This is a genomic window from Pantoea sp. S18, assembly GCF_045689705.1.
GTDB lineage: Bacteria > Pseudomonadota > Gammaproteobacteria > Enterobacterales > Enterobacteriaceae > Pantoea > Pantoea symbiotica.
Genome location: NZ_CP142688.1, coordinates 1,181,801 through 1,208,523, shown reverse-complemented (window position 1 = coordinate 1,208,523; position 26,723 = coordinate 1,181,801). Strand labels below are relative to the sequence as shown.

Below are 26,723 nucleotides of genomic sequence, written 5' to 3'. Positions count from 1 at the left end.
ACCCCAGACAATAAATGTAGCGGATGAAATTACAGAGCAACGCCTTTCGCGATTACACTGCCGAACAGAAACTTTTTGTCCGCCGAGCATTGGTGGCTTTTGTTGGCATCCTGCTGCTCTCCAGCATTCTGGTGGTCAATATGTACCACCTGCAAATTCTGCGCTTTGACGACTACAGCACCCGTTCGAATGAAAACCGCATCAAGCTGGTGCCGGTGGCGCCGAGTCGCGGCATTATTTTTGATCGTAACGGCGTGCCGCTGGCGTTAAATCGCACCATCTATCAGGCCGAACTGATGCCGGAAAAGGTCGAAAACCTGAAGCAGACCTTACAGGATCTGCGTCCAGTGCTGGATCTGACCGACGACGATATCGATGCGTTTGAAAAAGAGCGCAAACGCTCGCGCCGCTTTACCTCGATTCCGGTCAAAATCGGTTTAAACGAGGTGCAGGTAGCGCGTTTTGCCGTCAATCAATACCGTTTTCCTGGCGTGGAAGTAAAAGGCTATCAGCGCCGCTACTATCCTTACGGCCAGACGCTGACGCACGTGGTGGGCTACGTCTCCAAAATTAACGATCGCGATGTCACGCGCCTCGATCAAGAAGGCAAATGGCCGAACTATGCGGCTACCCATGATATCGGCAAGCTCGGCATCGAGAACTATTACGAAGATGTGCTGCACGGCAAAACCGGTTATGAAGAGGTTGAAGTTAACAACCGTGGCCGCGTCATCCGCCAGTTGCACGAGCAGTCTCCGCAAGCCGGACGCGATATCTATCTGACGGTTGACCTCAAGCTGCAGCAATACATCGAAACCTTACTGACCGGCAGCCGCGCGGCGGTGGTGGTGAGCGATCCGCGCACCGGCGAAATCCTTGCGCTGGTGTCAACGCCGAGCTACGACCCGAACCTGTTTGTCGACGGCATCTCCAGCAAAGATTACAAAGCGCTGTTGAGCGACGAAAACCGTCCGCTGTATAACCGTGCGCTGCAAGCTTCCTATCCACCGGCTTCAACGGTGAAACCTTACGTTGCCGTATCGGCGCTGAGCGCAGGCGTAATCAACCGCAACACTAGCCTGTTTGATCCCGGTTGGTGGCAACTGCCCGGCTCAGAAAAGCGCTATCGTGACTGGAAAAAATGGGGCCACGGCCGCCTGAACGTCACCAAATCGCTGGAAGAATCAGCGGATACCTTCTTCTATCAAGTCGCCTACGATATGGGCATCGATCGCCTGTCGGAGTGGATGACCAAGTTTGGTTACGGCCATCGCACCGGCATTGACCTGCCGCAGGAGAGCGCGGGCAACATGCCCACGCGCGAGTGGAAGCTGAAGCGCTTTAAGAAGCCGTGGTATCAGGGTGATACCATTCCGGTTGGTATCGGCCAGGGTTACTGGACCGCGACGCCGATTCAGATGAACAAAGCGATGATGATTCTGATCAACGACGGCGTGATCAAGGTGCCGCACTTGCTGCGCGCCACGCGTGAAGGCCAAACCATGGTGCCCTATCGCCAGCCGCCGGATGCACCGATTGGCGACATTCACTCAGGCTACTGGGAAATTGCTAAAGACGGCATGTTTGGCGTAGCGAACCGCGCCAACGGTACAGCACACAAGAGTTTTGCCGATGCGCCTTACAAAATCGCCGCTAAATCCGGTACCGCGCAGGTTTACGGTCTGAAAGAAAATGAAGTCTATAACGCGCACAAGATTGCAGAGCGTCTGCGCGACCATAAATTAATGACCGCTTACGCGCCGTACGATAAGCCGCGCGTGGCCGTCACCATGATTCTGGAAAACGGCGGCGCAGGTCCGGCTGTCGGCACCGTGATGCGCCAGATTCTCGACCACATTATGTTAGGCGACAATAATACCGTGCTGCCAGAAGCCGTACCAACGCCGCCCGGCTATGAAGGTGAATAACAATGTCCATGAACGATAGTCCGCAGAAAAGATCGATCTGGACGCGCATCCATATCGACCCGCTGTTTATGCTGATCATTCTCAGCTTGCTGACCTACAGCGCCATCGTCATCTGGAGCGCCAGCGGACAGGATCCCGGCATGACCGAGCGTAAGTTCGGGCAGATCGCTATGGGAATCGTCATCATGCTGGTGCTGGCGCAGGTACCGCCGCGCGTCTATGAAAGCTGGGCGCCCTATCTCTATATCGTCTGCGTGATATTACTGATCGCGGTGGATGCATTTGGCCACATCAGTAAAGGCGCGCAGCGCTGGCTCGATTTGGGTTTTGTGCGCTTCCAGCCCTCGGAGATCGCCAAGATTGCCGTGCCGCTGATGGTGGCGCGCTTTATTAACCGCGATGTCTGCCCGCCGACGCTGAAAAACACCGGCATCGCGCTGGTGCTGATTTTCATGCCAACGCTGCTGGTGGCTGCCCAGCCTGACTTGGGTACGTCGATTCTGATCGCCGCTTCCGGTCTGTTTGTGCTGTTTTTATCCGGTATGAGCTGGAAACTGATTGGTATCGCCGTGCTGCTGGTGGCGGCCTTTATCCCGATTTTGTGGTTCTTCCTGATGCACGATTATCAGCGCGACCGCGTGATGATGCTGCTGGACCCGGAAAGCGATCCGCTTGGCGCCGGTTATCACATCATCCAGTCGAAGATTGCTATCGGTTCCGGTGGCCTGCGCGGCAAAGGCTGGCTGCACGGCACCCAATCGCAGCTGGAATTCCTGCCAGAACGCCACACCGACTTTATTTTTGCCGTGCTGGCAGAAGAACTCGGCCTGGTTGGCGTGTTGTTATTACTGGTACTCTATTTGCTGCTGATCATGCGCGGACTGATTATTGCTGCGCGCGCGCAAACCACCTTTGGCCGCGTGATGGCGGGCGGTTTGATGCTGATTTTATTCGTTTATGTTTTCGTTAACATTGGCATGGTAAGTGGTATCTTACCGGTGGTTGGCGTACCGCTGCCGCTGGTGAGCTACGGCGGATCGGCATTGATTGTGTTAATGGCTGGATTTGGCATTGTGATGTCGATCCATACTCATCGAAAAATGTTATCTAAAAGCGTTTAAGAGGCTGCACATGCGTAAGGACTGGCTTGGGGTTGCACTGGCATCATTGGTACTGGCTGCCTGTTCCACACCGGAACCGCAGAATAATACTGCGCCACCGCAACCGGCCTATAACGGCCCGGTAGTGGAAATTCCTGGCGTGGAACCACGCTATGAACCGATCAACCCTTCCACCAGCCAGGATTACAGCGTCAACGGTAAAAACTACCGCGTGATCAAAGATCCTTCGAACTACAGCGAAGTGGGTTTAGCCACCTGGTACGGTGACGAAGCGCAGGGGAATCGCACTGCTATCGGTGAATCTTACGATCCGGAAGCCATGACCGCCGCGCATCCTACGCTGCCGCTGCCGAGCTATGTGCGCGTCACTAACCTCGCTAACGGTCGCCAGATTGTGGTGCGCGTTAACGATCGCGGTCCTTATACGCCAGGCCGCATTATCGACCTGTCGCGTGCGGCAGGCGATCGCCTGAATATCTCTAACAATACTCGCGTGCGCGTTGATTACATCAAAGTGGCGCCGGATGGCTCAGTTTCTGGTCCCGGCACCATCGGTACCACCGTCGCCAAACAGAGCTACGCCCTGCCTGCGCGTCCGGATCTCGGCGGCGGCATGGTGATGATGGGCGGCAGCGCCAATGCAGCGCCAGCGCCTGCACCGCAAGATGTGCGCGCGGTGGATAACAGCACCTTGCAAAGCAACGACAGCATGGGTGCGCCAGTTCAGAGCAGCGGCTTTCTCGGCGCACCGCAGCCGTTAGCCACGGGTGTGCTGGAAGGCAACGAGCCGGTTGCCGCGCCAGCGGCACCAACCTCTTCCGCGCCATCCGCAGCATCAGCGCCTGCCAGCAGCCAGAATGCCCATGCCGGCAGCGGTTATGTGGTGCAGGTTGGCGCGATTAACGATCCAGCGCGGGCGCGCCAGCTGGCGGAAAGCCTGGGTAAACGTTTTGGCGTACCGGGTGCCGTTGAAGCCAATGGCAACGTCTATCGCATTCAGTTAGGCGGCTATAAAAGCCGTGCCGAAGCCGCCGCCTTGCAGCAGCGTCTGAACACTGAAGCGCAAATGAGCTCATTTATTACCACTGCCCGTCCATCGATGTAACGGACAGTGACATTTCCTGCTGAAACTGATTTGCAAAGCAAGATGTCGCCCGATCGGGCGTTTGCTATAGTTAGGCACTTTTTTCACTCTAAACCCACGGATGTTGTAGTCCTGAACATGAATACGCTGAAACCTTCTCGTTTTCTGAAACGCCTGACAGTGGGATCACTGGTCGCCCTTTCTATCAGCCATGCCGCTTTTGCGGACGATGTTAACCTTAAGACTATGATTCCGGGCGTACCGGACATTGATGCTGAAGCTTATGTGCTGATCGACTATAACTCCGGCAAAGTGCTGGCCGAAAAGAACGCGGATGCACGCCGCGATCCGGCAAGTTTGACCAAAATGATGACCAGCTACGTGATTGGTCAGGCGGTCAAAGCGGGCAAAATCCATAACAATGACATCGTGACCGTGGGCAAAGATGCCTGGGCAACCGGTAATCCTGTATTCAAAGGTTCATCCCTGATGTTCCTGAAACCAGGCGATCGTGTACCGGTTTCTCAGCTGACGCGCGGCATCGTGCTGCAATCAGGTAATGATGCTTGTGTGGCGATGGCGGATTATGTTGCCGGCAGCCAGGACGCGTTCGTTAACCTGATGAACAACTACGTTGGCGCACTGGGCCTGAAAAACACCCATTTCCAGACCGTGCACGGTTTGGATGCGGAAGGCCAATACAGCTCGCCGCGCGATATGGCGTTGATCGGCCAGGCACTGATCCGTGACGTGCCAGATGAGTACGCGGTTTACCGTGAAAAAGATTTCACCTTTAACAACATAAAGCAGACTAACCGTAATGGTTTGCTGTGGGATACCAGCCTGAACGTGGATGGCATCAAAACCGGTCATACGGACGCAGCGGGCTACAACCTGGTTGCCTCTGCAACTGAAGGCCAGATGCGTTTGATCTCGGCGGTGATGGGCGGTCGTACTTATAAAGGCCGTGAAACCGAGAGCAAGAAATTGCTGACGTGGGGCTTCCGCTTCTTCGAAACCGTAGCACCGCTGAAAGCAGGCAAAGAGTTTGCGTCTGAGCCCGTGTGGTTCGGTGACAGCGATCGTGTTCAGTTGGGCGTGGAAAAAGATGCCTATCTGACCATCCCGCGTGGCCGCATGAAAGACCTTAAAGCCAGCTACGTGCTGAACAACACTGAACTGCACGCACCGCTGCAGAAAAATCAGGTGGTGGGCAGCATCAACTTCCAGTTGGATGGCAAAACAGTTGAACAGCGTCCGCTGGTGGTGCTGAACGAAGTGAAAGAAGGCGGTTTCTTCGGCCGCATCATCGATTACATCAAACTGATGTTCCACCACTGGTTTGGCTAAGGCGCGCTTGAAAAAACGCCAATTTGCCCCCAAATAAGCTACTATCTTTGCTCCCGCCTCGGCGGGAGCCTGTTTTTTTAAGCACCGGAGTCAATGTATGAAAACCAAATTGAATGAACTGCTCGAATTCCCTACGCCTTTCACCTACAAAGTGATGGGTTTGGCGCAACCGGAGCTGGTTGATCAAGTGGTTGAAGTGGTGCAGCGCCACGCGCCAGGCGATTACAAACCGGACGTTAAGCCAAGCAGCAAAGGCAACTATCACTCAGTTTCCATTACCATCATCGCTACCCACATTGAGCAGGTTGAAACCCTGTACGAAGAGCTGGGCAACATCGAAATCGTGCGGATGGTGCTGTAATTCTGGCGCTGGCAAAGTCCGCTTTGCCAGCGTTATACTCTGCCTTCCACTCTCTACCGGATCTCTGCTTTGTCAGCTAATACGCTTCTTGTTCGTCAACTCGGCCAGCGCGATTGGCAACCCATCTCCGATGCGATGCATCACTTTACCGATCAACGCGACAGCAACACCGCCGATGAAATCTGGCTGGTGGAACATCATCCAGTGTTTACCCAAGGTCAGGCAGGTAAAGCCGAACATCTGCTGATGCCGGGCGATATTCCAGTGGTGCAAAGCGATCGCGGCGGCCAGGTCACCTATCACGGCCCCGGCCAACAGGTGATGTATGTGCTGATCGACGTGAAACGTCGCAAGATGGGCGTACGCGAGTTAGTGACAGCACTGGAAGAAACGGTGATCGCCACGCTGGCCGACTATGACATCAGCGCGCGTGCGCGACCGGATGCGCCAGGCGTGTACGTGGACGATGACAAGATTTGCTCACTGGGGCTGCGTATCCGTAAAGGCTGCTCGTTTCACGGCCTGGCGCTGAATGTGGCGATGGATCTCGCGCCCTTTCTACGCATCAATCCGTGCGGATATGCCGGAATGCAGATGACGCAGCTCAGTCAGCTGCAGCCGGGCGTCACGCCCGCCGATGTGCGGCCGCGTCTGGTGCAGCATTTCGCCCGTTTAAGCGGATTTACCCAACTGGAATGGCAAAGTGATGCCGCAGTCTGACCTTGACTGTACGTGCGCATTTACAAAATTGTAACTTTTGCACTGGCTAATCGGCTGCTTATGAACAGACGAGATGATATAATTTTTGCCATATTTTCAAAAAAAGTTGAAAGCCTGGTTCTCAGTTTGAGTGAGGAAGCTTTCAAATCGCAATCCCGACCGGAACCTGCAGATTTATGAGTAAACCAATTCAGATGGAACGTGGCGTCAAGTATCGCGATGCCGACAAAATGGCGCTGATCCCGGTGAAAACCGTGATGGTTGAGCGTGAAGAAATTCTGCGTAAGCCGGAATGGATGAAGATCAAACTGCCTGCGGACTCCAGCCGCATTCAGGGCATCAAAGCCGCGATGCGCAAAAACGGTCTGCACTCGGTGTGTGAAGAAGCCTCATGTCCTAACCTTGCAGAGTGTTTTAACCACGGCACCGCGACCTTTATGATCCTCGGCGCGATTTGTACACGTCGCTGCCCATTCTGCGACGTGGCGCATGGTCGTCCGAATATGCCTGACGCTAACGAACCGCTGAAACTGGCACAAACCATCGCCGATATGGCGTTGCGTTATGTGGTGATTACTTCGGTGGACCGCGATGACCTGCGCGACGGCGGTGCTCAGCACTTTGCTGACTGCATCAGCGCTATTCGCGAAAAAAGCCCTACCATCAAAATTGAAACGCTGGTGCCGGACTTCCGTGGTCGTATGGATCGCGCCCTGGAAATTCTCACCGCAACGCCACCGGATGTGTTTAACCACAATCTGGAAAACGTGCCGCGCGTTTACCGTCAGGTTCGTCCGGGCGCTAACTACGATTGGTCACTGAAGCTGCTGGAGCGTTTCAAAGAAGCGCATCCGGATATCCCGACCAAATCGGGTTTGATGGTAGGCCTGGGCGAAACCAATGCCGAAATCGTTGAAGTGATGCGCGATCTGCGTCGCCACGGCGTCACCATGCTGACGCTGGGACAGTATCTGCAGCCGAGCCGTCACCACTTGCCGGTACAGCGCTATGTTAGCCCAGCCGAGTTTGATGAGATGAAAGAAGAAGCGATGGCGATGGGCTTCACCCATGCCGCCTGCGGCCCGTTTGTGCGCTCGTCTTATCATGCTGATATGCAGGCCAAAGGTCTGGAAGTTAAGTAATATTCCTCGCGATTGCGTTCTTAATAGGGCGCAATCGCAAAAATCTCCTTAAAAGTCTTAATCCTTGTCTTAAATCTGTCGCTTTAACCGCTGAGGGCATAAGAGCCTATTTCTTTTTCTCAGTGTATTTTTTTGAAGGTCAGATAATGCAAACATCCTTTCATATAGATGTGCTCGATGCTTCCCGAGTACCCGATGTGTCAGGTCAATCCTCGGGTTCGCGGCAATACAGTGCATCTGAAGAGAGTCTGGATGCGCTGAAAGCGCGTACCACTCCGATCGACAACACCAATCCGTATGTTTCACCCCATGCTTCATGTGCACATGCGTTTTTAGCAACCGCCATTAGCCTTGAACATCGCTATGATGAAATCCATCTGCAATTACCGGTTCGCCTTGACGCTTCTCTTGCTGCTGTTCCCTTAATTTCTCAGACAACACCGGAGAAATCAGAAGAGGTGTCTTATATTGCGGGTTTACAAATCGAATATCCGATATTTCATTCAGAGCCTGAAATCCACTGGAACTTCGATCTGCTTGACGGCGCAAACATTCCCCCCCTTTCTTCCTTTGAATTGTCTCACGTCAGTCTGCAAACATCTGAGATTGAAATAGCTGATTTAGCGGAACTCAATATCATAACCACCGAAATTGCTGCGGTTTTGCTTCCCCTCGCACAAAACGCAATGGAAATGGTCGATATGGAGCTGATGGACTTGGTGATGCAAGAGGATGCAGCGCCGATGGCAATGTTACCCATGTTATCTATCGAAGAGGTGCTTGAGGGTGGATCAATTCAAAACGAATTATCCGCACCTGAATCATGGCAGTATGCTGCGATTGAAGAAAGGGAGACGATCGAGGACGTTAATATCGTCTGGCATTAATTCCAAAACAAAAACCAGACTGGCGACAGTCTGGTTTTTTATCAACGTAATAAATATTTACACTTATTGACGTTCGGCGCAGAGATTACTCTTTGTGGCTGACACGTTCAGCAGGTGCTTCTTCAGCGCTGCTTTTGGATGCGCCGGATTCATCATCTTTCATGGCTTTCTTGAAGCCTTTGATTGCGGAACCCAGATCGCCACCCAGTGAACGTAACTTGTTGGTGCCAAAAAGCAGTACGATGAGCGCACCGATGATCAGCAGTTTGGCAATACTGATACCTTCCATAATTTACCTTTCAACCAATGTGAAAAACGGACCTGACTATTAACGCGCAGTTTATAAACGGCCTCAACTGCAATCTGTAACAGAGTGAGACCGCACGCTTAAATAAAGCGGCTGAGAAAAGCCTGCGTGCGCGGATGTTGCGGATTACCAATCACCTGCTCCGGACTGCCCTGCTCCACTACCACGCCACCATCCATAAACACCACGCGATCGGCCGCCTCACGCGCAAAACCAATTTCATGGGTCACCACAATCATAGTCAGACCTTGATCGGCTAAGGTGCGCATGGTGGCCAGCACTTCGCCGACTAACTCCGGATCGAGTGCCGAAGTCGGTTCATCGAACAGCATCAGCGCCGGTTTAATCGCCAGCGCACGCGCAATTGCTACACGCTGCTGCTGACCACCTGACAGATGACGCGGCCAGGCATCAGCTTTATCACTCAATCCCACAGTTGCCAGCAGTTCACGGGCATGCTGGAGCACGTCCTGCCGCGCAAATTTGTGCACACCAATCGGCGCTTCAATGATGTTTTGCAGCACCGTCATATGCGGATAGAGATTGAACTGCTGAAACACCATGCCGATTTTCTGACGCTGATGAGCAATTTTACGCGCCGACAGGCGATGCAAAATACCGCGCTTCAGCTCATAACCGATCTGGTCGTCACCCACCATAATCGAACCGGCATTCATGTCTTCCAGATGATTAATGCAGCGTAAAAAGGTGGATTTACCCGAACCCGATGGCCCGAGAATCACCACAACTTCTCCCGGAAATACATCGAGATCGATGCCTTTCAACACTTCGTTATCGCCATAACTCTTCTGCACATTACGCGCACGCACCAGCGGCTGAACTTCACTCATACATCCTCCTTCAGACGGTGTGCGACGGCTGGCGCGGCTTCGTTAGCAGCAACACGACGTTTGTTCACCACCGTGCGGGTGGTGCCGCGTGCGTAGTAACGCTCGATGGCGGACTGACCCACGTTGAGAATCGAGGTGATAAACAGGTACCAAATCACTGCAACCATCAGCATCGGAATAATTTCAAAGGTGCGGTTATACACGGCCTGCACCGAGTACAACAGATCGCCCATGGCGATCACACTCACCAGCGACGTCGCTTTGATCATACTGATCAACTGGTTACCGGTTGGCGGGATGATCGAACGCATCGCCTGTGGAATGATTACACGTCGCAGCGCACGGCTGCGGCTCATGCCAAATGCCTGCGTGGTTTCAACCTGACCGTTATCCACTGACAGCAAGCCAGCGCGAATGATCTCGGCCATATAGGCCGCTTCATTAAGCGCCAGTCCGGCAATCGCTGCGGTCAATGGCGTAATCAGATCGTTAGTGTTCCAGCTGGCAAAGGTGATATCCGTCCACGGAATAGTGATCGAGATCGTGGGAAACAGCGTCGACAGGTTGTACCAAAAGATCAGCTGCACCAGCAGCGGCGTACCACGGAAAAACCAGATGTAGAGCGACGACAAGCCGCTCAGCAATTTGTTTTCCGAAAGACGCCACACGCCCAGCAACAGCCCCAGCAGCGTGCCGAGAATCATCGACACCACCGTCAAGCCGAGCGTGACCTGCAGGCCTTTCATCACCGAACCTTCGGTAAACCACTGTAGCACCACGTTCCACTCAAAATTGGGGTTGGTCGCCACCAGCCAGAGGAAGTTTGCGGCAATAACCAGCACCAAAATCCATGAGATCCAGCGCCCATAAGTGGGCGCACTGCGGGCAAAAGCCACATCGCGCTGCTGCACGTCGGCCTTATCCCTGGCTCGCGAATTGTTGGTGACCGGACTCATTTTGCTGCCCCTTGCGCCAGGTTACGTCCCGGTTGCTGCAACACGTTGCCGTCTAACTTCCACTTCTTCATGATGGCCGCGTAGGTGCCGTTACTGAACAGCTCTTTGTAAGCATCCAGCACTACGTTGCCCAGCTCCGATCCTTTCGGTACCACGGTGCCCTGGAAAATGTCTCCAAAGCCGTTTTTCTTGCCTTTGCCCGCCAGCTCCAGCTGACCATTAGCCTGTTCGATGAAGTAAGTCAGCGGCGCCTGCGACGAGAAGAAGGCATCGGAACGTTTTGAGCGTACGGCTAAAATCGACGACGGCTGATCGGTGAAGGATTGCACCACCACCGCCGGTTTACCCGCCGCGACACAGGCATCGGACTGCTTGCGAATCACCTGTTCCGCTGAACCCGCCGCCATCACCGCAATGCGTTTGCCGCAGGTATCTTCCAGACCGTTGATTTTGGATGGATTGCCTTTCTGCACGCCAAACACCACGAACTCTTGCACAAAGTCGATAAAATCGACCTTCTGCTGACGATCCGGATAATCCCCAATCGGCCCAATCGCCATCTGGTAACGGCCGGAATTAATGCCGGTGAGCACGCCCGATAAACCGCTCACTGTGGCATGTTCAATCTTCACACCCAGCAGCTGTGCCAGCGCTTCGGTGAGATCGGCGGAGGCGCCGTCCATTGAGTGCGGACCGTTAACGATCTCGTACGGAGGAAAGGAACCGTTGTTTACCGAGACCATTTTGCCGCTGCTTTTAATCTCTGCTGGCAGACGGTCGTGCAGTGCCTGATCCACTTTTTGCGCCGGAATAGCGCCAGCTGCCTGAGCGAAACAGGCCGTCAGGCCCAATGAAAGCGCGATGGCGGTAGCAATAGTTTTCATCAGTCAGATTCCCCAGCGATCAAAGTGGTTTAAGTTCAGGACGGGCAAAACAGCGATTCTCCAGCACCGGCAGTACGCTGCGTGCATAGGCGATGCGCTGCGGATCGAGATCGGCAAACACCAGCGCGGCCGACTCCGGCGCTTTGGCAATCGCCACGCCCAACGGATCGATCACCAGACTGTTGCCGATATTGCGTGGACCGCATTCGCCCACCGCCACCATGTAGCAGGTGTTTTCCAGCGCACGCGCGGTGGTCAGCAATTCCCAGTGCATCTCTTTCAGCGGACCTTTTACCCACGCCGCTGGCAGCACCAGCACATCGGCGCCGTCAAGCACTAAGCGACGCGCCAGCTCCGGGAAGCGCACGTCGTAGCAGGTCATCAACCCGACTTTCATGCCTGCTACGTCAACCAGCGGCGGAATCTCGCGTCCTGGATTGACGCGCTGCGACTCCTGCATGGCGAAGGCATCGTACAGGTGCAATTTCACGTACTCAGCGATGATTTCGCCGTTGCGAATGGCGATCAGCACGTTGAGCGCCTTCTGCCCTTCGGTCGGCACGTGTACGCTCATCATGGTGGTCAGGTTGTTGCCTTTGCTAACCGCCAGCAACTGCGTGACGAAAGGACCATCCAGCGGCTGCGCCGCCTTCAGCACCAGATCCGGATCGGCGATATCACGCGCCAGCACGCCTTCCGGCAGCACCAGCAGATCCGCGCCGCCCGCCAGCGCCTGGTTCATGAGCCCGATGCAAATATCGGTGTTTTCCTGCCATTCGCGGCTGACGGCAAATTGTCCCATTGCTACTTTCATGGTTATTCTCCTTGCGCCGCAGCCGGGAAAATCGCTTCCGGCGTCAGCAATGTTTGGGTTAGGCCTTGCTGGAACAGCTCATTCGCAAAGTCGGCAATCATCTTTTTGTTAACCGAAAATCCGTTCTGATTCCAGTTGGCGGGTAATTCCTGCGCGGTGCGCCGCAAATCGTCCAGCAGCCACGGCGTGGTGTCGGCGTATTTCTCGCGCTTCTTCATCCACATCTGGTACGAACGATCGATGATGTCGCTCAGCGCCTGAGGCAGCCACGGATGCGCCTCGGCTAAGGCAGGCTTCAGCGCCAATAAATGAATGCCCGGCACATAGCCGACGCGATTAAAGTAGTCGCGCTCGGCTGCGGCAAAATCCACCTGCAGCTGGCGCAGACCTGAATCGGCGAGGAAGAAACCTTCCGGCATAAAGGGCGTAAAGACTGCATCCAACTCGCCCGCCTTCAGCAGTTCAATCAGTGGACGCTCGCCTGGCGCCGGTTCAATTCGGCCCGGGCGACCAAAACCGGCCAGACGATCAACAATCGGATGATCTTCGGTCAAACGACCGGCAAACCAGTACGCATCATCAATCTCCACGCCCGCTTCTCGCAGCACGGTGCGCGTCCAGGTGTTGCCTGAATCCTGCCAGCCGGTTACGCCGATCTTTTTGCCTTTAAGCTGCGCTGGCGTGGTAATCGGGCTGTCGCTGCGCGTGATGATGCAGCGTTGGCGGAAACCGCGCATCAGGAAGTGTGGCAGGCCCAGTAGCGAAGTGTCACCTTTGGCTCGTGCCTGAGCAAAGCGGCTAAATGACACTTCACCGGCGTCGTATTTCTCGCTGGTGGCGAGGTTATCCACCAACGTGCCAACGCGATCGATCTCAAGCGTGAACCCTTCCGGTTTGAGATCGCCGAGTGCCAGCGGTGTGAAGTAATCCCAGTCACGTACCGCCAGTCTGATGGTTACCATAGTTATGCCTTCCCCGTCTGTTCTGCCAGCCCTGCGGCTGTGATTATTTATGCAGCAAATAGTGCTTGAATTTGAGTCTAAAACGCGAATACTAATCTGAACAATCTATTATTTGTTACTGAACAAAGGATTTTCTTATGACGCAAAGTGTGGATTTGGAGTGGCTTAGCCAGCAGATCACGGATGCCTCAGTCAAAGGCATCACGCATGCGGCATCAACACTGATTCGCGATGGGCAGATTGCGGTAGGCATGCAAATGCCAGCGGTACGCGAGTTGGCTGAGCGACTGGGCGTGAGCCCGGCAACGGTTTCCGCTGCCTGGGCGCAACTGAAGAAGCAGAAAGTGCTGGCGGGGAAAGGTCGCAGCGGTGTGTGGGTGAGCGGCAACAGCGTAATGCCGCGTCCGATTCGTTTCGAGAAGATTGGTAATTACGGTGAGAATGTTCAGGCGTCATTGGCGATGGCCTCACCAGATCCAACGCTGTTGCCGGATCTGCGGCAGGCGATGCTGGCTGGCATTGCCTCACCGCAACTGAATAGCTATCAGCGCGAGGCGATTTCACCGCAATTGCAGGATGCCGTAACGCCGCGCTGGCCCTATCCCGCCGAAGCCTGGCTGGCGACCGACGGCGGTTTTGATGCCATGAACCTGATCGTGCAAACCTTGCTGTCACCGGGCGATCGTGTGGTAATTGAAGATCCTACTGCCACGCGATTACTGGATATTTTAGACAACATTGGCGCTGAAATTTTACCATTGCCATGTGATGAACAAGGGCCAATTCCCTCGGCGCTGAGCACGCTGATGCAGAAATCTCCGGCGATGTTTATCTATCAACCACGTACTCATTCAGCCACCGGACACAGCGTGAGTCAACGACGCAGTGCAGAGCTCGCACGCGTGCTGGCGAACAGTAGCACCATCATTGTGGAAGATGATGGCATTGGCGATCTGTCACGCTGGCCGGTGTTTAGCCTCGGCTTCCACTATCCTGAACGCGTGCTGCATGTGCACTCGTTTTCCAAAGCTTATGGACCAGATTTGCGTCTGGCGGTGTTATCAGGCACTGCGGAAATGGTGAAACGCCTGCAAGCGTGGCGCAACTTTGGCGTCAGCTGGACCAGCCGTATTTTGCAGGATGCCGTGGCGTGGATGCTCAACGACGAGCAGACTCAGCAGCGTATTCAGCAGGCCAAAGCCACTTACGCGCAGCGTCGCCAGCAGTTGCTGGCAGCGCTAGCGAAACGCGGTTTGGTGCTGGAGGAGCGCGATGGATTAAGCGTGTGGATTCCAGTGGAATCGGAGCAGTACGCGATGATCACGCTGGCTGCGCGGGGTATCGCCGTGCTGCCCGGTGAACGCTGCAGCATTAACAGCCGGCAATTTATTCGCGTCAGCGCGGCGCTGCTGCCTTTTGCACAACTCGACAGCATCGCCGATGCCATTGTGATTGCCAGCGGACGCGAGTTAAATCTTAACCCAGAGCTTTAATGTGATAGCGCGGGGATTCCACATAGCCTTCGCGCGCATAGAACTGGTTGGCTTTGAGGCGCGATGAGTGGCAATGCACTTCCATGCGATCGCAACCACGTGAACGCGCCAGCTGTTCGGCGTGATTCAAAAGCTGCTGTCCACTGCCCTTGCTGCGTTCGCCTTCGGCAATGCAGAAATAGCTGATGCGGGCAAAATCGCCGGCCAATGCCAGCTGTGGAATAAAGTGCAATGACAGAAAGCCCAGCACCTGATTGCCGTGTTCAGCGACCAACAACGTTTCATCGGGATGACCAATAAGCTGCGCCAAACGCGTATCAATAAATCCTTCCGTCGCGCTATAACCTAATTCGGTTAATAACGCGCTCAATGCAAAACTGTCTTTTGCCTGTGCCTGACGTATGTTCATCCTGCCTCCTCATTTTCCCTGAGCAGTTATATAGCGTTGCCGGATAAAAATCTGCAAGTAAGCATTGGTGTGGCTGTGTTACGGAAGTTATCTGTGAGATGTGCCGCAGAATGTATGTGCAGACAAAGCAGCGAGCTGATTTAAGCATAAAAAAAACCCGCCAGGAGGCGGGTTTTCAGAATTCGAACTGTTAAATTACAGTGCGATAACGTTAGCAGCTGATGGGCCTTTAGCACCGTCAGTGATTTCGAACTCAACGCGCTGACCTTCAGCCAGAGTTTTGAAACCGTTGCTGTTGATTGCAGAGAAGTGTACGAATACATCTTTACTGCCATCTTCTGGAGTAATGAAACCGAAGCCTTTCGACTCATTAAACCACTTTACGTTACCTTTGATCTTAGACATCTATATTACCTTTACATGAAAAAAGGACACTAAACTGTGTCGACGTCTAGTACAGCAATTGCGGTGACATTTGTCCAGTGCGATTTGATGAAAAAGTGATAAATATTGATTTTTTGCATGCCGATCACACTTTCTGCGCGCTGCTAACGCTTAAAACTCAAATCTCAGCCAGGCAAAATAGACATTCCCGTTATTGTAAGTGCCGGGAATATAAGTCATTTGGAAAGTGGCTGGACCATATCCAATTGATGCCAAAGGTAATATCAGTGGAACCGGAATGTATTTCCAGTTATCCCTCGCCGTTACGCCCGCCGTATATCCCGCACCCAAATGGAAGTTTTGATCGCGAAGCGGTCGCCATGTCGCTTCCCAACCGTAACCACCAATTGGCTCCCATTTGTTAAACGAGTCTTTAAACGCCATCAGGTACAGGCCGTGCCAGTTGCCTTTTTCATCCCAGCGTGAAACACCCGCACCCGCGCCCCACGGGCGTTCGTTGTACTTATCGATGTGTTCATCGTCGTAAGTCCAACGGTTATGCCAGGTAATCGCCGGCAGATAAAAATCGTAACTCTGCGGCTGCGACCAGGTTTGCGACACGTTGTCGCTAAAAGTGTTCCAGCCAGATTTGATGGCTTGTGAAGTTGTAACCGCTGATGCTGAAAATGAGACCGATAAGGTCAAAATGCAGCCTAACAAAGCTGCAGAAAAGTGCCGATTCACAACATAATTTCCTGTTAAGTCATGCTGAAAAATTTATTACCCAAAGGCGGATTTTTCAGGTTCCTTTACGACGAGTTTCTAACGTAATTGCCAGGATGATATTAAAAAATGAACTTAATCTCTCCAGGCAAATTCTTGGATGTTGGCGAATTTTACCTCAAGCAGGACGCGAAATTGAAACGTCAGATAAACGGATAGGCATTACCGCGGAATGTACATAAAGTGCAAACCTGCTGTAATGATAACGGCAAGCAACAAGATAGCTTTCAGAGACTTAGCGCAAACAATTCACTTACGGAATAAGTTAATAAAATTTATCAATTGAACTCATCAGACGAATAAGATAAATCTCGATACTCCAGGACGGAGATGGGGAAAAAACTGACATGACTATTCGTTGTAGCCGCTGCGGTTGCGCTAAATTTTTTTACACCTTATCGGACTGCGAAAAGGTCGATTCGACAAATCATCATGGCGCCTGCTGCGCACGATGTCAGAAACCGCTAAATCTGCACGATCTCATTCTGCCTGTCTCGTCCTGTAAAGACAGCGAAAAATCCTATGCTGAATAAAAATTCAGGCACCCGCAGGTGCCTGTCGTTGTCAGAAAATCAGTTTAAAGACGCCTGTAATTGTCAGTAATCCAACGATGAAGATGATGGCGATGACCCACAGAATTATTTTCATTGTTCGCTCCTTCAAGTATGAAAAATAACGTGTCTGTTAACCAGTATAGATGATCATTCTGCCTTCGCTGGGTGCTGCGAGCGTGGTCACAGCCCTATGTTCTCGTTTCGCCTGGCGCAGATTATTTTCTGCGAGACAGGTCGCAGCATTCGCTTTTCTTTCCCCTTATTACCGCACTCAGCGCCCGTCTACAGGCTAAACTTACTTCGCCTGAAGAGGCCTCAATTGTTATCAATGCCTACGTAACAAGGAGATTCTTATGAGCACGATTAATACCAGCATGGGGCGTTACAGCCTTAAGGCAAAGGATTACGGCAACCACATCAGCGGCAGTATTGCGATAAATGATGAAGGTGGCACGCAACTCACCATGCAGGAGTTTGAAGAGCATTATCTTGACGATGTCGTCAACAATGTCATTTATCCGGTCACCGGCGGGAATCGAGAAATTACCCGCGCGTTACGTGATCAAATGGTCAAAGCGGGTTTTGAACAGCCGCACTGAGTTTTTGGGCCACACGTTGTGGCCCTTTACTTCTTTATCGCTGACTTGCGGTTATTACTGGTTTCGTCGCAGGATGCAATATCGTTCATGATAAGGAGATTAACCGCGTGAGTACTCTGCATCTTATTCCCCCTTCCCGCCTTCATCAGTTTGTTCAAGCCATTTGGTTACATGCTGGCAGCAGCGCCGAAGAGGCGCGCCTGGTCGCCGACCACTTAGTGGCCGCAAATCTGGCTGGTCACGATTCACACGGCGTTGGCATGATTCCGAGCTACATGAATTCGCTGGCGCAGGGCTTTTTGCAACTCAACCAACATGCCAGCGTGGCAAAAGACGCCGGTGCGGTGTTGACGCTGCATGGCCATAACGGTTTTGGTCAGGTCGCGGCGTTTGAGGCGATGCAGCTTGGCATTGAGCGCGCAGCCAAACTCGGCATTGCAGCGGTTGGTTTACACCATTCGCACCACATTGGTCGCATCGGCCATTGGGCGGAACAGTGCGCAGCCGCCGGTTTTGTCTCGTTTCACTTCGTCAACGTGATGGGCGATCCCATGGTGGCGCCTTTCAACGGTAGCGATCGTCGTTTTGGTACCAATCCGTTCTGCGCCATTTTCCCGCGTCGCAATGCCAAACCGCTGCTGCTCGATTTCGCCACCAGCGGCATCGCCTTTGGTAAAACGCGGGTGGCGTGGAACAAAGAGCAGCAGGTCGCGCCAGGTTATCTGATTGATCATCAAGGCCAGCCGACCACCGAACCGGGCGTGATGCATCAGGCGCCGTATGGTTCGCTGATGCCGTTTGGTCTGCACAAAGGCTATGCGCTGGCGACCATGTGCGAAATCCTCGGCGGCGCGCTGTCGGGCGGCCGCACCACGCATGATGACACGCTGGTCACCAGTCACGATGCCATTTTCAACTGCATGACCACCATCATCGTTAATCCGGATGCGTTTGATGCGCCCGCAATGCAGGAAGAGGCAGAATCATTCCTCGATTGGGTGAAACAGTCGCCTCAAAGTGGCGATGCACCGATTCAGGTGCCCGGCGAGTGGGAAGAGCAAAACCGCGTGGCACGTGAACGCGATGGTATTCCACTGGATAGCAATAGCTGGGAGCAAATCTGTGACGCGGCGTTACAGGCAGGTATGCCGCAAGAGGAACTCGCGGCCTTCCGCGCCTTAACGCAGTAAACCGCAAGCGGCTGAGGCGTAATGCCTCAGCCTTGATACTTAAATGACGCTGGCAAGCAGTAAGCAACCCACCAAACCGCAAACTGAAATGATGGTTTCCAGCGCCGACCATGAACGGAAAGTTTCGCCGATGGTCAGGTTGAAATACTCCTTAAACAGCCAGAAGCCTGGATCGTTGACGTGAGAGAAAATCACGCTGCCGGAGCCGACCGCAATCACCATCAGTTCCGGGCTGGCGCCGCTGGTGACGATCAACGGTGCGACAATACCGCCAGCCGTAATCGCCGCCACGGTCGCGGAGCCCAGCGCAATACGCAGTACGGCTGCAATCGACCACGCCATGAAAATGGGCGACAGATTGGTTTCATGCATCATGCTGGCGATGTATTTATCGACTCCGCTATCCACCAGCACCTGTTTAAACGCTCCGCCACCGCCAATCACTAACAGCATCATCGCGATGATCTTGATCGAATCGGTGATGGTGCCCATCACTTCATCCATGCTGCGGCCACGGTTCAGACCGAAAGTGAAGATGGCGATCAGCACCGCTATCAAGGTTGCCATGATCGGGTCGCCAAAGAACTCGGCATACGGTAATAACACGTGACCTTTCGGCAGCAGCATTTCCGCCACTGCGCGCAATGCCATCAGCACCACCGGCACCAATGCCGTCCAAACGCTGACGCCAAAGCCAGGCATCTCAGCTTCAGTAAAGGTTTTTGGGTTCCACAAGCCTTCCGGGATCGGCTTATCAATGCCTTTCAGGAAGCGCGCATAAACCGGACCGGCAAGAATAACGGTTGGAATTCCCAGCAGCGTTCCGTACAGCAGCGTTTTACCCATATCGGCGTTGAACAGCGTAGCGATCGCGGTTGGTCCCGGATGCGGTGGCAGGAAACCGTGCGTTACGGAAAGTGCTGCCGCCATCGGTACACCGACGTACAGCAGCGGCACGCGCGCAGAGGCGGCGATACTGAATACCAGCGGCAACATCAGCACAAAGCCCACTTCATAGAACAGCGCAAAGCCGACGGTGAAGCCGGTCAGCACCAGCGCCCACTGAATATGCTTCTCGCCGAACTTAGCGATTAACGTGGTGGCGATGCGCTGCGCCCCGCCGCAATCTGCCAGCAGTTTACCCAGCATCGCGCCGAAGCCCATGATCAGCGCGAGGCTGCCCAAGGTGCCGCCGACACCGGTTTTAATCGAAACGATAACTTTATTGACCGGCATGCCCTGCATCATGCCAACGGCCAGCGCCACCAGAATCAGCGCAATAAATCCGTTCAGTTTGAAACGAATCATCAGCAGCAGCAGTAACGCTACGCCAATCGCCACATAGAGTAATGGCATAATTTTTCTCCACTTTTGCGCGCGGTGAATCACCGGCAGCGGTTTATTTTGGTTATCCCAGAGGACATGAGAATCAACAGCGTGCGCCGCAGGAAAACATCCTGCCGAGCAATGTTACGGGTATCATGTTAAGGGTAACATTGCGTACAAAGCACCTGCCGCAGCGGCGGAATTTCTGTTTTGCGAAGGTGATCAACTTTTTGCCAGCGCGTTATCAGAATGTTTGCAGCGGGAGTGTCACGGCTTTTGGTTACACTAAGGTCTTTACGCCAAACAAGAAGGACATGCAGGTGAGTGAGAATCTGATCGAGTTGTACAGTAATCAACAAACCCTGTTTGGTCGCGGCAGCATTGACCAGCTGATTCCGCTGCTGGCGGCCAATACCCAGCCGACGCTGCTGTTTTGCGGCCGCTCATTCCTTAACGGTCCAGCCTGGGCGCGCCTGGGCGCCGCGCTCAACGATCAGATCATCGGTTACGAGATCGTCAGCCATGAAGCCTCGCCCGATGAGATTGATGGTTGGGTACGACGCTGGCGCGGCCATATTGATCGCGTGGTGGCGATTGGCGGCGGCAGCGTGCTGGATGCGGCCAAAGCCTTCAGCGCGATGATGCAACATCCGCTGAATACCGCACGCTATCTGGAGAAAGTCGGTGATACGCCTGTGCAAGCGGTGACCTTGCCGCTGATCGCCATTCCCACCACGGCGGGCACCGGCAGCGAAGCCACGCAGAACGCGGTGGTGACCGATCAGCAGCACATTCAGGTCAAAGCGTCGCTGCGCCATCCGGTCTTTGTGCCGCAGGTCGCGATTCTCGATCCCGACCTGCTTAAAGGCGCGCCAGACAGCGTGCTGGCAACCTGCGCCATCGATGCCTTCACCCATTTATTCGAAGCCTATCTGTCGCGCAAAGGTAATCTGTTTACCCAACAAACCGCGCTCAATGGGCTGCGACTGTTCTTCAAAGCGTGGCCGGATTTAAACCGTGATGACGAACGTGGTGATGCCGCGCGAGAAGCGATGATGATGGCGTCGTGGTTGGGTGGCGTGTGTCTGAGCAGTGCCGGATTGGGCGTGATCCACGGTATTGCTGGAGAGCTGGGGGCGATCAAACCGTTCCATCACGGCGAAGTGTGCGGACGCTTACTGTTCCCGTTCCTCGATGTGCTGGCGGAAACCGAGCATGTTGAGCAGCAACGTTTGATGGCGCAGCTCGGTCAACAGCTGTTGCCGGACGATCCCGCGCCGCCAGCATTGGCGTTGAAAGCCTGGATCCAGCAGCAGGCGATCGTGCCGTTCTGGTTAGACGGCCCAACGCTGTCAGCCACCGACGTGGACTGGATTGTGTCGCGCGCCAATAGCAAAAACGGTTGGGTCAGCTACGATGCACCCACGTTAACCGAGATGATCGCCGCCGCCTGGCGCATCGTCTAAATGATAACGGGCAGCCAACGCTGCCCTCATGCTCGTCAGTTAAGCGTTTTTCGGTCACCATAAATGGCGACCCTACAATGAATTGGCGCATTTTTCGTAGGGTGCACATTCATGCGCACCTGCATGCATATGGAAATTATCGCTCAGCCACTTTAAACATCGCGATCTCTTGCGCCAACTGCGCCGCTTCATCACGCAGCGCCTGGGTATTTTCGGCGGTTTGCGTCACCAGCATCAGGTTCTGCTGAATACCGCGCTCCATCTGCGATACCGCCAGCGTCACCTCCGCGATACCTTTGCTCTGCTCATCACCTGCCACGCGCATCTCGCTTACCACTTGCTTCACTTTATGCACGTCGGTGACCAGTTGCGAAAGTTGCTGCCCCGCGCCTTCCACCAGCTTACTACCAGCCAATACGTTGCTGTCGGAATCAGCAATCAGCGCTTTAATTTCCTGCGCCGCCGTGGCGCTGCGCTGGGCTAAAGCCCGCACTTCCGATGCCACCACGGCAAAACCGCGTCCCTGCTCACCGGCGCGCGCCGCTTCCACCGCCGCATTCAGCGCAAGGATGTTGGTTTGAAACGCGATGCTATCGATCACCGTCAGAATTTCTGCCACACGGCGCGACGAGGATTGGATAGCGCCCATGGTGCTCACCACTTCGCCCATCACGTCGCTGCTGCTGCGGGCAATCTGCGCGGTCTGTTCGGCGGCAGCATCGGCCAGTCGGGTATTTTCGGCGTTTTGCTGCACGGTCGCGTTGAGCTGCTCCATCGCCGCAGCGCTCTGCTCAAGCGCTGCGGCCTGTTCGGCGATTTTCTCCGACAGCGCGGTGTTACTGTGCGCCAATCCTGATGCATTGGCCGCCACCGTTTCGCCGCTGCCCTGCACGCGAGTAATCACGCCCGCGATCTTATCGACAAAACTGTTGAACGCACCGGCGATATCCGCCAGCTCATCGCGCCCACTTTTGGTCAGGCGGCGGGTTAAATCGCCATCGCCATTGGCAATCTCATCCAGCGCAGCATGCGTGGCCTTCAGGCGCTGGCCAATACGTTTGGTAAACGCCCAGGTTAACAGCAGCAGCACGATCATCGCCGGAATCAGGAAGGTAAAGATGTCACGCATCATGGTACGTGCCAGACCGCTAACCGCACTTTCCGGTGTTACGAGGCCAATCACCCAACCGGTTCCGGGCATGCGGAACAGCGTGACCTGCGCGCTGGTGTGCAAGTAGTCGTCATTGAAATCCGACAGCTGCAACACCTTGCCATCGCCTTTTAACTGAGCGATACGTGCGGCCAACGGTGCCAGCCAGCTGGATTTTTCCGCCAGGCTGCTTAGGGTGGTGAGCGATTTCATATCCTGGCCTGGGTAATAGAGCAGATTGCCCGCGCTATCGAGCGCAAAGGCATAACCGCCAGTCACCTGCCCTTTCTGCTGCATAAAGCCCGCAAGATTGTCCAGTTGCACATCCAGCGTCGCGACACCGGCAAAACGATCTCCCGCCGCGTACGGCACGCTGCAGGTCACCATTTTCACGCCGGATACCGGATCCTGATAAACCTCAGACCAGCCGCAACGATCGCGTGGCCCGTTGCGCACCGCGCTGTACCAACTTTCCTGTTGATAGCCGTTGCCCGCAGGCAGGTTGTAGTCATCGGAGTAGGCCAGCGCGCCATCACTCTGCCGCGCCCAGAAGAAGCTGCGACGCTGCACACCGGCGCTAAAGGCATCCGGCTCCGGCCACACGCCGCCGCCGGCAATGGTTTTATTGCCGCTGCTATTGATGATTTGCGGGAAACTTTGCTGCCACAACGTGGCATCGTGCGGCAACACTTCGGCAAGGCGCGCCATGCTGACGGCTTCGCCTTCAATGCGCACCAGTTGCTGATTTAATTGGCTGACCAGATTGCTACCGGCCTGCTCAATCAGCGTATGGCTGGCCTCGATGACGCGCGGTTGGCCGCGCAACAACAGAACGGAGAACACCACTGCGGTTGTGACGCACAGTAATAGCAGGCCACCCAGCGTCATGCGGGTAGCCAAACGGGTTGGCAACATAATTTATCCTTTCTAACCGACTGCATTAACGATTGAGATAAGAAGTGCCGCTCAGCGGCGAATTGTGCGTTCCGTCACAATCGAATATCGGCAAAGCAAAGAATAAATTCAGCTATAAATGATGATTAGATGACAAACGGCGGTTTGCCGGCCAGCATCTGCTCAATCACCTGTAAAACGCCCTCGTCATTATTACTCGGTGCTTCAAAGCGCGCCGCCTCTTTGACCTTCTGCGGTGCATTCGCCATGGCAAAGCTGAAGCCAGACTGCTGCAGCATTTCGAGGTCGTTACCGCCATCGCCAAACACCAGAATTTCACTGCGTTTGATGCCCCAGCGTTTGCCCAGCAGATCAAGGCCATGACCTTTGTGGTTGCCAGGTACAATCAAATCCACCGATCCATGACCGCTGGATGTGGCGGCAGCCGCACCCTGATGCAGACGCTCAATGTCCGCCATCAGCGGTTCCACGTAATCATCAGACAGATTCAGCGCGAACTTGAACAGCTTATCGCCCGCCACGTCATCGAGGCTGCGAATCGCCTTCAGCCGATGACAATAGTGACGCATTTTCACCAGCCACTTTTCATCCAGGCCTTCGAAGTAGTACGCGCTGTCGCGTCCGCACAGGATGTAACGCAGTTCGGGATAATTACCGTTGTGTAGCGTATCCAGCACCGCATCAATATCCGGGCGGGAGAACTCGCCGCAGAATAACTCTTCATCACGATCGATAATCCACGCGCCGTTCTCCGCCACGAAAGCAATTTCGCTGGCGATCTCAGGGAAGAAGGATTTGAGTTGGTAATACTGGTTGCCGCTGGCTACCACAAACTTGATGCCGCGCTGCTTCATTTCCTGATAGCAGGCGTTAAAACGCGCGCGATTGTACTGTTTATTGTCGTCGAGAAAGGTGCCGTCTTTATCCACCGCCACCATTTTTACCACGGTCATCATCACTCCTTAACGTATCGAAAGGAAAAACGGGTCGCAGAGAGAATAACCTGGTGAGCGGATAAAGCGGAGAGAAACACGGATGGCCGAAGCCATCCGCTGGGGAAGATTAGTTGAAGGCGCCATTGAGCAGAATCGCGGTGATGATGCCGGTTGCTGCGGCCACCAGCACGTAATTACCATCGATATAAGCCCAATGCTCACCACGCGGTGGCTCATACAGACCACGGTCGCGCCAGTCATCTACGCGATAGTGCGGACCACGAAACTCCGGCGGTGCCGGATAGCCGCGGCGGAAGTCATGGCCGCCCCACGCGAAGCGATCGCCGCCACGATGCCCTTCCGGCATCCGATGGTCAGCGTAATGGTCGTGACGATCCGGGCCAGGTCCGCGATCGTGATCGTGGCCACGGTCGTGATTATCACCGCGATCTGGTCCGCGGTCGCCGCCATGATCCGGGCCACGTCCATGGTCCTGATGCTGGTCGCCGCCGTGCGACTGCCAGCGCTGGTCACCCGGGCCGTCTGCCCAAGAGACGCTTGAAAACAGTGTGCTGCATGCAATAAATGACGCAATAAGACTTAGTGTTGTTTTTTTCATGGTGTTGCCTCCAATGATAACGGCGGTTGCTGTACCGTTGAGCATTACTATTGATTAAATGGAGACAGAAAAGCATTTCCAAAACTCTTAAAAACCGGATACTTACAGGAAATTACGTCAACTTATCACTTTCTTAACGATTGTGTATTTTCTGACATTAGCTGGATCGAACGGACGCATGCGCGTTTATTGGGGAGAAAGCGGGGAATATAAAGAAAAACCCGATCGCAAGGATCGGGAGGATAATTCAATTTCCATAAATTGCATAAAGGGGTAAACCCTACAAAAGTGAGGGTAAAACTGAAGCACACAACGCCACATCACTAGCATTGCCGGTAAACAATACCATTTAAAATTGAAAAGTTCTTTTGAAAAGGGCTACTTTTCAGAAAAATACGTAAAAATTAACCGACAAGATGAAATAATATTTTGCGAAACGTTGTTTCAGCTTAAATAAGGTCTGTGCTCTGACCAGACTCAGCGTGACATAAACACGACCGCCGGAAAGCAACATTAACGTCATAATTAAAAAGAAAAATAATGCATAAAATCAATGAATTTTGACCAGGCACTCGCTTTTCATGCTGCATTATGCGATCAGAGTTCAATGTAATTCATCATTCACCCGCCATTATTACGATACAATCCCTTTCCTGCCCCATTAATTCACACCAGTGATTAATATCGCGCTTAATATATTCTCTGTTGCGCAACACGTTAATACTGTGATTTCGACAGCGTCGTTATTTAAGGAAAACGTTTACATGGAAAGAATATTAGTCAGTGCTTGCCTTATGGGATACGCGGTGCGCTATAACGGCAGCGATAAGAAACTTATCTCCGACACCTTAGCGCGCTGGCGCAGTGAACAACGTCTGGTCATCCATTGCCCTGAACTGGCTGCGGGCTTAAATACGCCACGTTTACCCGCAGAAATTCACGGCGGCAGCGCAGAACAGGTATTAACCGGCGCGGCGCGCATCCTTGAATCGGATGGCAGCGATGTCACACAACATTACGTGCTGGCGGCGTGGCTAGCGCTGCGTGCGGCGCAAGACGCGCGCTGTCGCTTTGCCCTGCTCACCGATGGCAGCCCAACCTGCGGCAGCCAGCGCATCTATGACGGCAGCTTTAGCGGCCAGCAGCGGTCCGGTCACGGCGTCGCAGCAGCATTACTGCGTCAGCACGGGATTGAAGTGTTTGCCGAATCACAGCTCACTGAGCTGATTCAGCGGGTCGCTGACGCCGATAAATGTCGCGTCGTCGATGCCGGATGACGCGCTAACGCCGCAGCAGGACGAATTGGTCGACGCACCAGTTCACCGCTGCAATTAGGGCAGCGCTGCGCCAACGATCCTTCCGCGCAGGCAACACAAAAGGTGCATTCAAACGAACAGATGCGTGCATCAAGCGACTCCGGCGGCAGATCTTTATCGCAGCATTCGCAGTTAGGACGTAGTTCCAGCATGATTTCCTCCGGTGAGTTTCAGCCACCATCATCACCGTAATAACACCGCTGCACCAGCCAGTGAA

Annotated in this window: 27 protein-coding genes; 13 read left to right on the top strand and 14 right to left on the bottom strand. The window is 54.0% G+C overall.

The window, feature by feature from the left end; genetic code table 11:
• The first annotated feature begins 23 nt into the window (after positions 1-23).
• The 8 genes from mrdA to VIJ98_RS05380 all read left to right on the top strand — a co-directional run bounded on the left by mrdA (position 24) and on the right by VIJ98_RS05380 (position 8,593).
• On the top strand, positions 24-1,928 hold the full coding sequence (gene mrdA, locus VIJ98_RS05415; RefSeq protein ID WP_323272643.1) for a peptidoglycan DD-transpeptidase MrdA: 1,905 nt from the start codon (positions 24-26) through the stop codon (positions 1,926-1,928).
• A gap of 8 nt (positions 1,929-1,936) precedes the next feature.
• On the top strand, positions 1,937-3,049 hold the full coding sequence (gene mrdB / locus VIJ98_RS05410) for a peptidoglycan glycosyltransferase MrdB (protein WP_036648258.1): 1,113 nt from the start codon (positions 1,937-1,939) through the stop codon (positions 3,047-3,049).
• A 10-nt stretch (positions 3,050-3,059) separates the two neighbouring features.
• On the top strand, positions 3,060-4,154 hold the full coding sequence (gene rlpA, locus VIJ98_RS05405) for an endolytic peptidoglycan transglycosylase RlpA (protein ID WP_323272641.1): 1,095 nt from the start codon (positions 3,060-3,062) through the stop codon (positions 4,152-4,154).
• Between the two features lie 117 nt (positions 4,155-4,271).
• Positions 4,272-5,483: a D-alanyl-D-alanine carboxypeptidase DacA gene (dacA, locus tag VIJ98_RS05400; RefSeq protein ID WP_323272639.1), complete on the top strand. Its 1,212-nt coding sequence runs from the start codon at positions 4,272-4,274 to the stop codon at positions 5,481-5,483.
• A gap of 97 nt (positions 5,484-5,580) precedes the next feature.
• Positions 5,581-5,844: a DUF493 family protein YbeD gene (gene ybeD / locus VIJ98_RS05395; protein ID WP_008103691.1), complete on the top strand. Its 264-nt coding sequence runs from the start codon at positions 5,581-5,583 to the stop codon at positions 5,842-5,844.
• Positions 5,845-5,913: 69 nt separating this feature from the next.
• Positions 5,914-6,564: a lipoyl(octanoyl) transferase LipB gene (lipB, locus tag VIJ98_RS05390; RefSeq protein WP_323272637.1), complete on the top strand. Its 651-nt coding sequence runs from the start codon at positions 5,914-5,916 to the stop codon at positions 6,562-6,564.
• Positions 6,565-6,740: 176 nt separating this feature from the next.
• Positions 6,741-7,706: a lipoyl synthase gene (gene lipA / locus VIJ98_RS05385; protein ID WP_008103696.1), complete on the top strand. Its 966-nt coding sequence runs from the start codon at positions 6,741-6,743 to the stop codon at positions 7,704-7,706.
• Between the two features lie 146 nt (positions 7,707-7,852).
• Complete coding sequence (locus tag VIJ98_RS05380) at positions 7,853-8,593, top strand: hypothetical protein (RefSeq protein WP_323272635.1); 741 nt, start codon at positions 7,853-7,855, stop codon at positions 8,591-8,593.
• 85 nt (positions 8,594-8,678) lie between these two features.
• On the opposite strand, the gene tatE is transcribed toward VIJ98_RS05380, so the two are convergent.
• The 6 genes from tatE to VIJ98_RS05350 all read right to left on the bottom strand — a co-directional run bounded on the left by tatE (position 8,679) and on the right by VIJ98_RS05350 (position 13,367).
• Entirely contained in the window at positions 8,679-8,882 is a 204-nt protein-coding gene (tatE, locus tag VIJ98_RS05375) for a twin-arginine translocase subunit TatE (protein ID WP_008103699.1), read from the bottom strand.
• A gap of 98 nt (positions 8,883-8,980) precedes the next feature.
• The gene (locus tag VIJ98_RS05370) at positions 8,981-9,751 is read right to left on the bottom strand and encodes an amino acid ABC transporter ATP-binding protein (protein WP_323272633.1); all 771 of its coding nucleotides are present in this window, start codon (positions 9,749-9,751) and stop codon (positions 8,981-8,983) included.
• Positions 9,748-10,707, bottom strand: coding sequence for an amino acid ABC transporter permease (locus VIJ98_RS05365; RefSeq protein WP_154153412.1), 960 nt, complete (start codon positions 10,705-10,707; stop codon positions 9,748-9,750). The genes VIJ98_RS05370 and VIJ98_RS05365 overlap by 4 nt, the downstream gene beginning before the upstream one ends.
• Positions 10,704-11,591 (bottom strand): ABC transporter substrate-binding protein, encoded by an 888-nt coding sequence (locus VIJ98_RS05360; protein WP_154191859.1) that lies wholly within the window; start codon positions 11,589-11,591, stop codon positions 10,704-10,706. The genes VIJ98_RS05365 and VIJ98_RS05360 overlap by 4 nt, the downstream gene beginning before the upstream one ends.
• Positions 11,592-11,610: 19 nt before the next feature.
• Positions 11,611-12,405: a deaminated glutathione amidase gene (locus VIJ98_RS05355; protein WP_008103707.1), complete on the bottom strand. Its 795-nt coding sequence runs from the start codon at positions 12,403-12,405 to the stop codon at positions 11,611-11,613.
• Positions 12,406-12,407: 2 nt separating this feature from the next.
• Positions 12,408-13,367 (bottom strand): ABC transporter substrate-binding protein, encoded by a 960-nt coding sequence (locus VIJ98_RS05350; RefSeq protein ID WP_323272631.1) that lies wholly within the window; start codon positions 13,365-13,367, stop codon positions 12,408-12,410.
• A 137-nt stretch (positions 13,368-13,504) separates the two neighbouring features.
• On the opposite strand from VIJ98_RS05350, the gene VIJ98_RS05345 reads away from it, so the two are divergent.
• Positions 13,505-14,860, top strand: a complete 1,356-nt coding sequence (locus VIJ98_RS05345; RefSeq protein WP_061717404.1) for a PLP-dependent aminotransferase family protein — start codon at positions 13,505-13,507, stop codon at positions 14,858-14,860.
• On the opposite strand, the gene VIJ98_RS05340 is transcribed toward VIJ98_RS05345, so the two are convergent.
• The 3 genes from VIJ98_RS05340 to pagP form a co-directional block, all read right to left on the bottom strand.
• Positions 14,844-15,269 carry a GNAT family N-acetyltransferase gene (locus VIJ98_RS05340; protein WP_154191852.1) on the bottom strand — a complete coding sequence of 142 codons (426 nt, stop codon included), beginning with the start codon at positions 15,267-15,269 and terminating at the stop codon, positions 14,844-14,846. The genes VIJ98_RS05345 and VIJ98_RS05340 overlap by 17 nt on opposite strands.
• Before the next feature lie 195 nt (positions 15,270-15,464).
• Entirely contained in the window at positions 15,465-15,674 is a 210-nt protein-coding gene (cspE, locus tag VIJ98_RS05335; protein ID WP_007890714.1) for a transcription antiterminator/RNA stability regulator CspE, read from the bottom strand.
• A 150-nt stretch (positions 15,675-15,824) separates the two neighbouring features.
• Positions 15,825-16,397, bottom strand: a complete 573-nt coding sequence (gene pagP / locus VIJ98_RS05330; protein WP_407330292.1) for a lipid IV(A) palmitoyltransferase PagP — start codon at positions 16,395-16,397, stop codon at positions 15,825-15,827.
• Positions 16,398-17,343: 946 nt separating this feature from the next.
• On the opposite strand from pagP, the gene VIJ98_RS05325 reads away from it, so the two are divergent.
• Positions 17,344-17,589, top strand: coding sequence for a hypothetical protein (locus tag VIJ98_RS05325; protein WP_008103719.1), 246 nt, complete (start codon positions 17,344-17,346; stop codon positions 17,587-17,589).
• 107 nt (positions 17,590-17,696) lie between these two features.
• Positions 17,697-18,779 (top strand): malate/lactate/ureidoglycolate dehydrogenase, encoded by a 1,083-nt coding sequence (locus VIJ98_RS05320; protein WP_323272629.1) that lies wholly within the window; start codon positions 17,697-17,699, stop codon positions 18,777-18,779.
• A 39-nt stretch (positions 18,780-18,818) separates the two neighbouring features.
• Here the strand turns inward: VIJ98_RS05320 and gntT are convergent, their stop codons facing one another.
• Complete coding sequence (gene gntT, locus VIJ98_RS05315; protein ID WP_061717408.1) at positions 18,819-20,135, bottom strand: gluconate transporter; 1,317 nt, start codon at positions 20,133-20,135, stop codon at positions 18,819-18,821.
• A 125-nt stretch (positions 20,136-20,260) separates the two neighbouring features.
• On the opposite strand from gntT, the gene VIJ98_RS05310 reads away from it, so the two are divergent.
• Positions 20,261-21,571: an iron-containing alcohol dehydrogenase gene (locus VIJ98_RS05310; protein WP_323272627.1), complete on the top strand. Its 1,311-nt coding sequence runs from the start codon at positions 20,261-20,263 to the stop codon at positions 21,569-21,571.
• A 136-nt stretch (positions 21,572-21,707) separates the two neighbouring features.
• On the opposite strand, the gene VIJ98_RS05305 is transcribed toward VIJ98_RS05310, so the two are convergent.
• The 3 genes from VIJ98_RS05305 to VIJ98_RS05295 all read right to left on the bottom strand — a co-directional run bounded on the left by VIJ98_RS05305 (position 21,708) and on the right by VIJ98_RS05295 (position 25,190).
• On the bottom strand, positions 21,708-23,636 hold the full coding sequence (locus VIJ98_RS05305; RefSeq protein WP_323272625.1) for a methyl-accepting chemotaxis protein: 1,929 nt from the start codon (positions 23,634-23,636) through the stop codon (positions 21,708-21,710).
• A 125-nt stretch (positions 23,637-23,761) separates the two neighbouring features.
• Positions 23,762-24,589, bottom strand: a complete 828-nt coding sequence (locus VIJ98_RS05300) for a Cof-type HAD-IIB family hydrolase (RefSeq protein ID WP_323272623.1) — start codon at positions 24,587-24,589, stop codon at positions 23,762-23,764.
• A 109-nt stretch (positions 24,590-24,698) separates the two neighbouring features.
• Entirely contained in the window at positions 24,699-25,190 is a 492-nt protein-coding gene (locus tag VIJ98_RS05295) for an RcnB family protein (protein WP_008103731.1), read from the bottom strand.
• A gap of 764 nt (positions 25,191-25,954) precedes the next feature.
• On the opposite strand from VIJ98_RS05295, the gene VIJ98_RS05290 reads away from it, so the two are divergent.
• Complete coding sequence (locus tag VIJ98_RS05290) at positions 25,955-26,467, top strand: DUF523 domain-containing protein (RefSeq protein ID WP_323272621.1); 513 nt, start codon at positions 25,955-25,957, stop codon at positions 26,465-26,467.
• Here the strand turns inward: VIJ98_RS05290 and VIJ98_RS05285 are convergent.
• Positions 26,419-26,658, bottom strand: coding sequence for a DUF1272 domain-containing protein (locus VIJ98_RS05285; RefSeq protein WP_323272619.1), 240 nt, complete (start codon positions 26,656-26,658; stop codon positions 26,419-26,421). The two genes, VIJ98_RS05290 and VIJ98_RS05285, sit on opposite strands and share 49 nt — an antisense overlap.
• Positions 26,659-26,723 lie beyond the last annotated feature (65 nt).

Excerpts from the sequence above, each read along its gene's own strand:
- mrdA (WP_323272643.1), top strand. The coding sequence starts at position 24 with ATGAAATTACAGAGCAACGCCTTTCGCGATTACACTGCCGAACAGAAA.
- mrdB (WP_036648258.1), top strand. The coding sequence starts at position 1,937 with ATGAACGATAGTCCGCAGAAAAGATCGATCTGGACGCGCATCCATATC.
- rlpA (WP_323272641.1), top strand. The coding sequence starts at position 3,060 with ATGCGTAAGGACTGGCTTGGGGTTGCACTGGCATCATTGGTACTGGCT.
- dacA (WP_323272639.1), top strand. The coding sequence starts at position 4,272 with ATGAATACGCTGAAACCTTCTCGTTTTCTGAAACGCCTGACAGTGGGA.
- ybeD (WP_008103691.1), top strand. The coding sequence starts at position 5,581 with ATGAAAACCAAATTGAATGAACTGCTCGAATTCCCTACGCCTTTCACC.
- lipA (WP_008103696.1), top strand. The coding sequence starts at position 6,741 with ATGAGTAAACCAATTCAGATGGAACGTGGCGTCAAGTATCGCGATGCC.
- VIJ98_RS05380 (WP_323272635.1), top strand. The coding sequence starts at position 7,853 with ATGCAAACATCCTTTCATATAGATGTGCTCGATGCTTCCCGAGTACCC.
- tatE (WP_008103699.1), bottom strand. The coding sequence starts at position 8,882 with ATGGAAGGTATCAGTATTGCCAAACTGCTGATCATCGGTGCGCTCATC.
- VIJ98_RS05370 (WP_323272633.1), bottom strand. The coding sequence starts at position 9,751 with ATGAGTGAAGTTCAGCCGCTGGTGCGTGCGCGTAATGTGCAGAAGAGT.
- VIJ98_RS05365 (WP_154153412.1), bottom strand. The coding sequence starts at position 10,707 with ATGAGTCCGGTCACCAACAATTCGCGAGCCAGGGATAAGGCCGACGTG.
- VIJ98_RS05360 (WP_154191859.1), bottom strand. The coding sequence starts at position 11,591 with ATGAAAACTATTGCTACCGCCATCGCGCTTTCATTGGGCCTGACGGCC.
- VIJ98_RS05355 (WP_008103707.1), bottom strand. The coding sequence starts at position 12,405 with ATGAAAGTAGCAATGGGACAATTTGCCGTCAGCCGCGAATGGCAGGAA.
- VIJ98_RS05350 (WP_323272631.1), bottom strand. The coding sequence starts at position 13,367 with ATGGTAACCATCAGACTGGCGGTACGTGACTGGGATTACTTCACACCG.
- VIJ98_RS05345 (WP_061717404.1), top strand. The coding sequence starts at position 13,505 with ATGACGCAAAGTGTGGATTTGGAGTGGCTTAGCCAGCAGATCACGGAT.
- VIJ98_RS05340 (WP_154191852.1), bottom strand. The coding sequence starts at position 15,269 with ATGAACATACGTCAGGCACAGGCAAAAGACAGTTTTGCATTGAGCGCG.
- cspE (WP_007890714.1), bottom strand. The coding sequence starts at position 15,674 with ATGTCTAAGATCAAAGGTAACGTAAAGTGGTTTAATGAGTCGAAAGGC.
- VIJ98_RS05325 (WP_008103719.1), top strand. The coding sequence starts at position 17,344 with ATGAGCACGATTAATACCAGCATGGGGCGTTACAGCCTTAAGGCAAAG.
- gntT (WP_061717408.1), bottom strand. The coding sequence starts at position 20,135 with ATGCCATTACTCTATGTGGCGATTGGCGTAGCGTTACTGCTGCTGCTG.
- VIJ98_RS05310 (WP_323272627.1), top strand. The coding sequence starts at position 20,261 with ATGTTAAGGGTAACATTGCGTACAAAGCACCTGCCGCAGCGGCGGAAT.
- VIJ98_RS05305 (WP_323272625.1), bottom strand. The coding sequence starts at position 23,636 with ATGTTGCCAACCCGTTTGGCTACCCGCATGACGCTGGGTGGCCTGCTA.
- VIJ98_RS05300 (WP_323272623.1), bottom strand. The coding sequence starts at position 24,589 with ATGACCGTGGTAAAAATGGTGGCGGTGGATAAAGACGGCACCTTTCTC.
- VIJ98_RS05295 (WP_008103731.1), bottom strand. The coding sequence starts at position 25,190 with ATGAAAAAAACAACACTAAGTCTTATTGCGTCATTTATTGCATGCAGC.
- VIJ98_RS05290 (WP_323272621.1), top strand. The coding sequence starts at position 25,955 with ATGGAAAGAATATTAGTCAGTGCTTGCCTTATGGGATACGCGGTGCGC.
- VIJ98_RS05285 (WP_323272619.1), bottom strand. The coding sequence starts at position 26,658 with ATGCTGGAACTACGTCCTAACTGCGAATGCTGCGATAAAGATCTGCCG.